Source organism: Planctomycetia bacterium, from assembly GCA_034440135.1.
Classification (GTDB): domain Bacteria; phylum Planctomycetota; class Planctomycetia; order Pirellulales; family JALHLM01; genus JALHLM01.
In genome coordinates this window covers 1-10,173 of record JAWXBP010000104.1, presented here as the reverse complement: position 1 = coordinate 10,173, position 10,173 = coordinate 1, and the positions used below count along the sequence as shown (strand labels likewise).

General features: G+C 61.2%; 11 protein-coding genes. 6 read left to right on the top strand and 5 right to left on the bottom strand.

Annotated features, from left to right (window positions below):
- Positions 1-86: 86 nt before the first annotated feature.
- From SGJ19_06100 to SGJ19_06080, 5 genes are all read right to left on the bottom strand, one after another.
- Positions 87-1,274, bottom strand: coding sequence for an acetate/propionate family kinase (locus SGJ19_06100; protein MDZ4779806.1), 1,188 nt, complete (start codon positions 1,272-1,274; stop codon positions 87-89).
- A gap of 186 nt (positions 1,275-1,460) precedes the next feature.
- Positions 1,461-1,730 carry a BMC domain-containing protein gene (locus tag SGJ19_06095; protein ID MDZ4779805.1) on the bottom strand — a complete coding sequence of 90 codons (270 nt, stop codon included), beginning with the start codon at positions 1,728-1,730 and terminating at the stop codon, positions 1,461-1,463.
- A 165-nt stretch (positions 1,731-1,895) separates the two neighbouring features.
- Positions 1,896-2,195: a BMC domain-containing protein gene (locus tag SGJ19_06090; protein MDZ4779804.1), complete on the bottom strand. Its 300-nt coding sequence runs from the start codon at positions 2,193-2,195 to the stop codon at positions 1,896-1,898.
- A 107-nt stretch (positions 2,196-2,302) separates the two neighbouring features.
- Entirely contained in the window at positions 2,303-2,965 is a 663-nt protein-coding gene (locus tag SGJ19_06085) for a phosphate propanoyltransferase (protein MDZ4779803.1), read from the bottom strand.
- 123 nt (positions 2,966-3,088) lie between these two features.
- Complete coding sequence (locus SGJ19_06080) at positions 3,089-3,853, bottom strand: DeoR/GlpR family DNA-binding transcription regulator (GenBank protein MDZ4779802.1); 765 nt, start codon at positions 3,851-3,853, stop codon at positions 3,089-3,091.
- 246 nt (positions 3,854-4,099) lie between these two features.
- Between SGJ19_06080 and SGJ19_06075 the strand changes: the two genes are divergently transcribed.
- The 6 genes from SGJ19_06075 to SGJ19_06050 all read left to right on the top strand — a co-directional run bounded on the left by SGJ19_06075 (position 4,100) and on the right by SGJ19_06050 (position 10,060).
- Positions 4,100-4,648: a DUF456 domain-containing protein gene (locus SGJ19_06075; protein ID MDZ4779801.1), complete on the top strand. Its 549-nt coding sequence runs from the start codon at positions 4,100-4,102 to the stop codon at positions 4,646-4,648.
- A 450-nt stretch (positions 4,649-5,098) separates the two neighbouring features.
- Positions 5,099-5,971 (top strand): CDP-diacylglycerol--serine O-phosphatidyltransferase, encoded by an 873-nt coding sequence (pssA, locus tag SGJ19_06070; GenBank protein MDZ4779800.1) that lies wholly within the window; start codon positions 5,099-5,101, stop codon positions 5,969-5,971.
- Positions 5,972-6,233: 262 nt separating this feature from the next.
- Positions 6,234-6,797 (top strand): elongation factor P, encoded by a 564-nt coding sequence (locus SGJ19_06065; protein ID MDZ4779799.1) that lies wholly within the window; start codon positions 6,234-6,236, stop codon positions 6,795-6,797.
- Positions 6,798-6,942: 145 nt separating this feature from the next.
- Complete coding sequence (locus SGJ19_06060; protein ID MDZ4779798.1) at positions 6,943-7,845, top strand: PfkB family carbohydrate kinase; 903 nt, start codon at positions 6,943-6,945, stop codon at positions 7,843-7,845.
- 90 nt (positions 7,846-7,935) lie between these two features.
- Positions 7,936-8,508: an RNA 2',3'-cyclic phosphodiesterase gene (gene thpR, locus SGJ19_06055; GenBank protein ID MDZ4779797.1), complete on the top strand. Its 573-nt coding sequence runs from the start codon at positions 7,936-7,938 to the stop codon at positions 8,506-8,508.
- A 91-nt stretch (positions 8,509-8,599) separates the two neighbouring features.
- A complete protein-coding gene (locus tag SGJ19_06050; protein ID MDZ4779796.1) occupies positions 8,600-10,060 on the top strand; it encodes a DUF1501 domain-containing protein in 1,461 nt (486 codons plus the stop codon).
- The last annotated feature ends 113 nt before the right edge of the window (positions 10,061-10,173 follow it).

Genomic DNA, 10,173 nt, shown 5'->3' with positions numbered 1-10,173 from the left:
TGGAGACCTTCGGTCGGTGCGGTGGCACGGTCAGGAGACCGTGCCACAACAGTGTGTAATTCTTTACTCCTCTACTCCTTTTCTCCTCACTGCCTCTCCAACAGCTCCTTCGCTTGCCGCGCGACGACGATTTCTTCGTTCGTCGGCACGATCCATAACTGTGTGCGGCTCGTCGCCGCGTGAAGGTTCGTCTCGCCTTTGGCTTGCGCGTTCTTGGTGGCGTCGAGTTCCACGCCGAGCGCCATCAGGTTCTCGCAGATCGCGGCGCGGATTTTTGTGCCGTTTTCGCCAATGCCGCCGGTGAATACGATGGCGTCCGCGCCGCCGAGTTCGACCAGGTACGCGCCGAGGTAATGCCTCACCGCGCTGACGAAGACATCCAATCCCAGTTGCGCGCGAGCATTGCCGTTGGCGACGCCTGCTTCCAAGTCGCGCACGTCGCCGCTGGTGTCGCTTAGGCCGGCGAGGCCGCTGCGCTCCGCCAGGTCGTCGAGGACATCATCGAGCGACTTGCCTGTGCGCTGCATGATGACTGGCAGCGCGAACACATCGAAATCGCCGACGCGGTTGTTGTGCGGCAGGCCGGTCTGTGGGCTCATGCCCATGCTGGTGGCGACGCTCTTGCCGTCGCGGATCGCGCAGATCGACGCCGAACCGCCCAGGTGGCAGGAGATCACGCGCAGGTCGCTGCGGCCCAGCAGTTCGGCGATTCGCGTAGCGATGTAGCGATGGCTCGCGCCGTGGAAGCCCCAGCGGCGTACGGAGAATTCCTCACTCCACTGGTGTGGAATGGCGTACGTCCGATTCCGGGCGGGAATCGTCTCGTGAAACCCGGTTTCGAAGGCTGCGACCAAGGGAATCTCCGGCAGTTTTTTGCTCAACAATCGCATCGCCGCGATGTAGGGCGGGTTGTGCGCCGGCGCCACGCGACTCATCTCTTCCATCGCCGCGAGCACGTCGGGCGTGACCCGTTGCACTCCGCTGTATCGACCTCCATGCACCGCTTTGAAACCGATCGAGGCCACTTCGTCGGCGCTCTTGAGGCACCCGGTTTCGGGCGCCGTCAATTGCGCGAGACAGGCTCGCACCGCCGCGGCGTGATCGGGCACTTGCGCGACCGATTCGTCGCGAAACGCGCCGATCTCCACCTTGGTGCGACTCTCCGCGCCGCCGATCCGCTCGGTTCCGCCGCGCGCCAGTTGCCGCTCGTCCGACATATCGAACAGGCGGTACTTAAAGCTCGTCGAACCCAAGTTCGCGACCAGAATCTTCATCGGTTTCAGCCTCCTGCTTCCAACTCGAACCCGTTCCTCGTTCGTAAACTTGCTACCGCATTCTCTAAGCTTGGTTTTCGAATTCGACGGGTGCCACTGGCGGCTTGTCCGCCAGTGTGAGGCTGCGTCAACTCCGGCACTGGCGGACAAGCCGCCAGTGGCACCCAGCACCCGTCATGCTGCTCATTACGACAGATACGCGCGGACCAAGCCCTCGGCCGGGCGCGGGATCACGTGGCTGCCGATCAGTTCGCCGACCTGGCGAGCGGCCGTGGCGCCGGCTTCAACGGCCGCGCGGACGCTGCCGACATCGCCCTGCACGACGGTCGTGACCAGGCCGCCGCCGATCGGGATCTTCTTGACGATTTGCACATTCGCGGCCTTCGCCATGGCGTCGGTCGCTTCGACCAGGGCGACAAGGCCCTTCGTTTCCAACAATCCAATCGCGTCGTTCATGGTTTTGTATTGAGCTGAGGTTGTGAGTGAATGCGATGTACTGAGTCCAACGTGTTGTGGCACGGTCTCCCGACCGTGCCACGGGGGGGCCGTGATGCCGGAGATGGGAGACCTTCGGTCGGGTCGGTGGCACGGTCGGGAGACCATGCCACAACAGCTAGCACGCTACTTGCTCGTCTTCGTCACGGTCGCCGGCAGGACGACGCCAAGGTCTTCGTGCGGGCGGGGGATGACTTGCACGCTAAGGACTTCGCCCAAGCGTCCGGCCGCCGCGGCGCCAGCGTCGGTGGCGGCTTTCACCGCGGCGACGTCGCCCGTGACAAACGCCGTGACGAGGCCGCTGCCGACCTTGTCCCAACCGAGGAATTCGACATTTGCGGCTTTCAACATCGCATCGGTCGCTTCCACCAAGGCGATAAAGCCCTTGGTTTCAATCATGCCGAGCGCTTCCATCACTTTGGCCATCGCGTGGGGTCTCCGGGAATTGGTGTTGCTGTGAATTAGGGGGTGAATTTCGATTTAGTGATGCGTGATGAGTTTCTTGTCCGTCCCCACGCATCTCTCATCACTCATCATTTCTGTTTCAATAATCTCACGCTCTTCGCGTGATCCAGGTCGGCCGCGTTCCCTTCGTCGGTGTCGACGTGGACTTCCAGTTTGCTGGACTTGTCGGCTCGCACGAGGAGGTCCTCGAACGTCGTCGTGCAGGTTGATTCAATGCGCAGGCTCATGCGGTCGCCATTCTTGACGCCGTAGTGGGCCGCGTGTTCCAGGTTCATGTGGACGTGCCGTTCTGCGCGGATCACGCCATGTGTCAACTCGACGACGCCTTTGGGGCCGACGAGCACGCAGCCGGGCGTGCCATCGATCTTGCCGCTGGGGCGGACGGGGGCGTCGATGCCAAGGGAGATCGTGTCGGTGAAGGCCAGTTCCACTTGGCTAAAGGGACGCGTCGGGCCGAGCACCCGCACCGTCGGCAGCATGCGTCGCCGTGGGCCGACGACCATCACGGTTTCCTCGGCGGCGTAAAAGCCGTCCTGATAGAGCGGCTTGCCAGGTGTCAGTTTGGCGCCAGAGCCGAACAACACTTCGACATGTTCATCCGTCAAATGCACGTGCCGCGCCGAGATGCTGACCACCAAGTTCGGGTCTGATTTCGGTCCGCCCACCTGGCGCAAGACGATCTCGCGCACAATGCGTTCAACGGTCGAGCGATCAAGCGTGGTGGTGGACATGGGGGAGTTTGAAGTTTTCAGTGTTCAGTTTTCAGTGGGGAGCGAGTAACTCGCAACTGTATCGCTGGAAATCGAAGCTGATAAATCAACGGCGGCACAACAAAACTGAAAACTAAACCCAAACTAGACTTGCTCCGCCACCCACAATTTCACGCCCGCGTCTTCCAATCGCTTCCGCCAAGGTTCCGTGATCTCGTGGTCGACGACGACGTGTTGGACTTCGCCTAACTCGCACAAATGCGCCAGGCTTTGGCGGCCGAATTTGCTGCTGTCGGCGACGACAATCACCTCGTCGGCGGCTTGCATCATCGCGCGTTCCGTCTCGACCAATAATAGGTTGCTGTTGAAAAACCCGCGTTCGTTGACGCCCGCTGCGCTAAGGATCGTGCGGCGGACGTTCAGCTCTTTCAGCATCTGATCCGCGTACGGTCCCAAGGCCACGCCGGTCCGCGGATAGACATATCCTCCGATCAACACCAGGTCCGCGTCCGAGCGGGTCATAAACAGGTTCGCCACCGGCAGCGAATTGGTCACAACCTGCAAAGGCCGACCCACCAACTGCTGGGCCACCTCGTAGGTCGTGCTGCCGCCGTCCAGGAGCACCGTGTCGCCATCCTCGACCAGGCTGGCGGCCACGCGAGCGATCGCCCGTTTCTTGTCCCACTGGGCCGGCTGCCTCTCCTCGAAATGCGGCAACTTGGGAAGCGGGCCCGTGTAGACCGCCCCGCCATGCGTCCGCCGGGCATGCCCCGACTCTTCCAGGTGGTCCAGATCGCGGCGCACCGTCGATTCCGAAACGGCCAATTGCTCGGCCAATTCCGGCAACGAGGCAAAGCCCCGCGTGCGGACCAACTCCAGTAACCGACTTCTTCGTTGTTCCGTGAGCATCCGCAATCGTCCTGACGAGCGTGACGCCTTTTGAAAGAATTCTATCACTACATTGCAGCATTGCAAGCATTTTCAGTCGATTTCTGCAAATATATGCTGTAGAATCGCTATGCATTCGCAGATTACTGGAACGACTGGCCCAATCCCGTCGAGTTGCTCGCTGTTCCGGCTAGGCCACTTGGACAAGAATTGGCCCAATTGTACGAAGGACATGGGTACCCACTTTTCCAAGCCGACAATCACTATATGTCTGGATGGCTTTATTTCCTGTGGGTCGCCCTGTTGTTCGTCGCTCTCTGTGGCGCGTGGCTGGCGACGTTTTTCACGTTGCCCGGCAATTGGGTGATGGTGGCGCTATGCGCCGCGTTTGCCTATTGGATTCCCGAGGCGGAACATGCCCGCGGAATCGGTTGGCCCGTCGTGATTGGGCTGGCCGTGATGGCGTTGATCGGCGAGTTGCTGGAACTCGCGGCGTCGGCCTTGGGGGCTACCAAAGCCGGCGGCAGTAAGCGTGCCGCCGCGTTAGCATTGGTCGGCTCCATGATCGGCAGTCTGGTCGGCGCTGCTCTGGGTTTCCCCGTGCCGGTGATTGGGCCGCTGATCGGCGTGCTGTTGTTTGGCGGCGCCGGAGCGGCGGTGGGGGCCATGCTGGGCGAAAAGTGGAAGGGTCGGGAATTCGACGACTCGATACCCGTCGGCACGGCGGCGTTTTGGGGCCGCATCCTCGGCACCGTGGCCAAGAGCTCGGTGGGCCTAGGGATGATCGTCGTGGCGATGGTCAGTGCGCTGTTTTAGCCACAGTGGAAGTGCGTTGGACTCGATTGGTCGGGCTCTCCCTGTCGCGACCAATCGAGTCGCCCTGTCCGTGAAAAGATGGCCATGGCCCGTAACGGGCGCTCTAGGCCGCCATACCCCGGCGGCGGGCAACTAAGATTCACGGTGCACTCCAGGTTCGATCACTCAAATTGGTCCTGGAGCCTGCGGGAAGGCTCCAGGACCAACCGGGTCGAACTTGAGTGCCTCAGTTGAAGTGCACGTCCCGTGCCAGCGGTCCGGAGGATTTTGCCTCACGGCGCAAGTGTCTACCTCGCAATGAATTATCGCTCCGTGTCAACTTTTGAAGTGGGCCCGCGCGTTTGTAACTCTTACATTCCCCGCCTGACTATCAGGTGCGGTATGATTGACGACGGCTTGCACAGGCGACGCCGCGTTCCGCATTCCCAGTTTCGACTTTAGCGACCTGCCATGTCCCGTATCCGCACGATCGCCATTCTGCCGGCCATGTTTACGTTGGCGAACCTGTTCTGCGGGTTCTTCAGCATCGTGGCGGCTTCCCGCATCGATAAGCCGCTTTCGGCCGAAGTGTCCCGGACGCAGGCCATCGGGAGCCGCGTGCCGACGCGAATTGTCGAGGCCTTCGACGTCAACGACCCGACGCACAACATCATTCTGTGCGGCTCGCTGATTTTTTTGGCGATGGTGTTTGACGCCCTGGACGGGCATGTCGCGCGGCTGTCGCGGACGTCGAGCGACTTCGGGGCGCAGTTGGATAGTCTCTGCGACGTGGTCACATTCGGCGCAGCGCCGGCGTTTTTGCTGGTGAAGATGTGTCCGTCGGTCGCCTGGTGGAGTCCGCACATCGTGTGGCTGATCCCAGCGCTGTTCGTCGCCTGCGCGGCGATGCGCTTGGCACGGTTCAACGTCGAAACCGGGGATGACGACGATCACATGAATTTCAGCGGTCTGCCGTCGCCAGCCGCCGCGGCGGTAGTCGCCAGCTCGGCGCTATTGTTTTACAGCCTGCGTAACGACACCATCGCGCTGGCCAATATTCAGCAGATCGATCAGTACTTGCAGGGCGGACTGATGATTTTTTCCGCCCTGGTGGCTTTGCTGATGGTGTCGCGTATTCCCTACCCGCACGTCGTCAACCAGATGCTGCACGGGCGGCGCAGTTTCGGTCACCTGGTCGGCCTGCTGTTCGCCGTGGTGGCCGTGTTGGTGGTGCCGTTTTACACCCTGCCGGTCGTGGCCTACGCCTTTGCGATCTCCGGCCCCGCCAAGTTTTTCTGGCAATGGGCCGTGCGGCGTCAGCACCGCGAAGAGTCGTGGTTCTAACCGGCGCCGCCGCAAATCCAGTTGTGGCGCGGTCTCCCTCCGTTGTGGCACGGTCTCCCGACCGTGCCACCGGTCCGACCGAAGGTCTCCATTCGTGGCAAGTCCGCGCCGCGGCACGATCGGGAGACCGTGCCACAACCTAGGATCGGCGCTGGGCGGGACATCGGCCCCGTTTTCAAGCCCGGATGGCATGGGCTATCATCAGAGGCCCAATCGCGCAACACCATATTCATCGGGGGGCGAACGCGTTCGTCCATCGCCAATGCTCGCCAAAGAGATCAAGCCGGGGCTCGTCATGAACTACGAGGGCGCCCCCTGCATCATTGAAACGCTGACGGTGCAGTCTCCTTCGGCCCGCGGCGGCGCGACGTATTACAAGTTCCGCGCGCGCAACTTGATCACACGGCAAAAGGTCGACATCACGCTCAAAGGCGGCGATTCGCTCGAAGAGGCGGATTTCGAGAAACGTCCGATCAAGCTGATGTACAGCGACGGGACGCATGTGCATTTCCTCGATCAAGAGGACTACAACCAATACGCGCTGCCGGTCGAGGACGTCACAGAAGAACTGAAGTACCTCACCGACGACTTGGAAGGCGTGCAGGCGATGATTTACAACGACGAATGCGTCGGCATTCAATTGCCGACGGCCGTCGAACTGAAAATCACGCAATGCGACCCGGCCGTTCGCGGCAACTCCGCCACCAGCCGCACCAAGCTCGCCGTACTCCAAACCGGCGCGGAAATCCAGGTGCCGGAATACATCGCCGAAGGCACGATGGTGAAGGTGGATACGAGGACAGGGGATTTTCTTTCTCGCGCTTGAGTGGCGCGGGAATGACGAATTTCGAAATCCGAATGTCGAATGAATGACGAATGACTGAATGTCGAAGTGGGCCGAGTTGAGCGCCAAGCTCGTCGCTCCGCTACTTTACTCCTTTACTCCTCCCCCTCCTCCACTCGAGTCCCCCATGCCGCTGCTGGTCGTCGGTTCCATCGCTTTGGACGATATCGAAACTCCTACCGAGACGCGGAAGGATCAGCTGGGCGGCTCGTGCGTGTTTTTTTCGTACGCGGCGAGTTATTTCTCGCAGGTGCAGATGGTGGGCGTCGTGGGGGACGATTGGCCGGACGCACATACGCAGTTGCTGGAGACGCGACGAATCGATACCGCGGGCTTGCAGAAGATTCCCGGCGGCAAGACGTTCCGCTGGAAAGCGCGCTATCAACCCAACATGAACGACCGCGAGACGTTGGAAGTGCATCTCAACGTCCTGGAGCACTTTAATCCAGTGCTGCCGGCGTCGTTTCAGGAAGCCAAGTTCGTCTTCCTCGGCAATGCCTCGCCGGTGTTGCAACTTCGGGTGCTGGAGCAAGCCAAGTCCGCGAAGTTAGTGGTCGCCGACACGATGGACTTGTGGATCAACATTCAGAATGATGAATTGAAGGCGCTTCTAAAGCGACTGGGCGGCCTCGTGCTGAACGACAGCGAGGCGCGCTTGTTGGCGGACGACGACAACCTGGTCCGCGCCGGTAAGAAGGTGCTGGACATGGGTCCGAAGTTCGTCGTGATCAAGAAGGGCGAACATGGCGCCATGTTCTTCAGCGAACATGAGACCTACGTAATGCCGGCCTTTCCGATCACCGACGTGGTCGACCCGACTGGCGCCGGTGATAGCTTCGCCGGTGGCATGATGGGTTACCTGGCCGAACAGGACGACTTCTCGCCGACATCGCTCAAACGAGCCATGGCGCACGGCACGGTTGTCGCCAGTTTCACCGTTGAAGACTTCAGTCTCGAAGGCCTGAAACGCATTGATCGCGAACGGCTCGACGCTCGCGTGACCGACTATCGCCGGATGTTGAGCTTCTAAAGTCGTCCGCAGCCACAGTCTCCTTTCGCTCCGCGAAAGGCCAACCTTTCGCGGAGCGAAAGGAGACTGTGGGCCTTCGCCCGGAATAAAATGAAACCCGTTCGCACGTTTGTCGCCGTGGAATTGACGCCGGAGATTCGCGGGCGCGCGCATCAATTGATCTCGGTGTTACGGCGCGTCGTAGCGGACGTGCGGTGGTCGCCGCCGGAGAATATGCATCTCACGCTTAAGTTCCTCGGCGATATCGAGGTCCTGGAGATTCCCCGCATTTGCCAGGCGGTGAGCCAGGCCGTGGCGGACCTTTCTCCGTTCGGCATCGAAGTCCAGGGCGCCGGCGCATTCCCCGACGCGGAGCGGCCGCGCACGGTGTGGCTCGGCGTGGGCGAGGGAACCGATGCACTGACCGAAGTGCATGAACGCCTGGAAGCGGCCCTCGCTCCATTGGGTTTTCGTGAGGAAGGCCGGCGCTTTCGCCCGCATCTCACGTTGGGGCGCGTGCGGGACAGCGAGGCCGGGTCGCGATTTGCGCAAACGCTCGCGGAGCATGCTGAGTTTTTCGCCGGGGAGATGATCGTCGGAGAAGTGACGATCTTTTCCAGCGAACTCTCGCGCTCCGGGTCCAAGTACGAAGTGCTGGGCCACGCCGATTTCGGCGGGGAGTGAGGCGACGCATCCTTGCTGATTGAATTCCCGGCTGCTTCCGGCGAGAATTGAGGAGGTCGCGGAACCCTCCTTCTCGTCGCGCGGTGAACTCATGGCGGAACGACTTTTTCCTTGCGGGTCCACGCGGCGCGAGTTTGTCTGGGAGATGGGGGCGGGTTTCGCCGGATTGGCGCTGACCTCGTTGTTGGATGGCGACGGATTCTTCACCCGGCATGCCGCCGCGGAAACGTCGATCAAGACCGCGTCACCGCTCGCGCCTCGCGCGCCGCACTTCGCCACGAAGGCGAAATCGTGCATCTTTCTGATGATGAACGGCGCGCCGAGCCAGGTCGATACCTTCGACTACAAGCCGGTGCTGGAACAATACGCGGGGCAGCCGTTGCCGGAAGGGAAGAAGTTCACCAACTCAGGCGGGCGCAAGGTTGGCTTTTTGACGCCGTCGTTCCGCCCGTTTCGTCCCGGCGGCGAAAGCGGGTTGTTGATCTCCGACTTTTTCTCGAAAGTGCGTGAACACGCCGACAAGTTGGCGGTGATCAACTCTTGTTACACCGACAGCCATGCGCACGGGTCGGCACTCGTGGCGATGAACACGGGGAAAACGTTCATCGGTCGGCCGTCGCTGGGAGCGTGGTCGGTGTATGGGTTGGGGACCGAGAATCAAAACCTCCCTGGCTATGTGGTCATTCTCGACAAACGCGGCGGGCCGATCAGCGGGCAACCGAATTGGTCGGCGGGCTTCATGCCGGCTTCGTACCAAGGCACGCTGTTCCGACCGGTCGGCGATCCGATATTGAACCTCCGCGGGCCGGAGTCCATTTCCCGCGAGGCGCAACGAGCACAGCTCAATTTGATGGCGCAGCTCAACGCCGAGCATCTCGCCGCGCGGCCTGGCGGCGATGAACTCGCGGCGCGGATCAATTCGTACGAGCTGGCGTTCCGCATGCAATCGGAAACTCCGGAGGCGGTCGATCTCGGCCAGGAAACGCAGACGACGCTCGACATGTACGGCGTCGGCAAGTCGCCGACCGACGAGTTCGGCCGCAACTGCCTCGTCGCCCGCCGGCTTGTGGAACGCGGCGTGCGCTTCGTGCAACTGTATTCCGGTGGCGGACACTTGGAAGAAACCTGGGACGCGCACGAAAGCATCGAGAAGAACCACGGCCAGCATGCCGCGGAAGTCGATCAACCGATCGCCGCGCTGCTGATGGACTTGAAGCAGCGCGGCCTGTTGGAATCGACGCTGATTCTCTGGGGCGGCGAGTTCGGCCGCATGCCGTTCAGCGAAGGGCAAGGCGCCCCGGGGCGGAATCACAATCCGTACGGTTTCTCGATGTGGCTAGCCGGCGCGGGCGTGCGCGGCGGCACGAAATACGGCGAAACCGATGAATTCGGTTTCGAGGCCGTAAAAGACAAAGTCCATCTCACCGACCTTCACGCCACGATCCTGCACCTGATGGGCATGGACCACGAACGGCTCACCTATTTCCATGAAGGCCGCGATCACCGGCTTACGGATGTCAGCGGCAACGTGGTGAAGGCCATCCTCACGTGACGGGAATCGGACATACTAGGCTCTGTTGACGATTAAATCCGCTTTAGGCGGATGAATCCGAGGGCCAGTTGGATGATTGCCAGAAATGTTTGTTTCAGTTTTTCGTAGCGAGT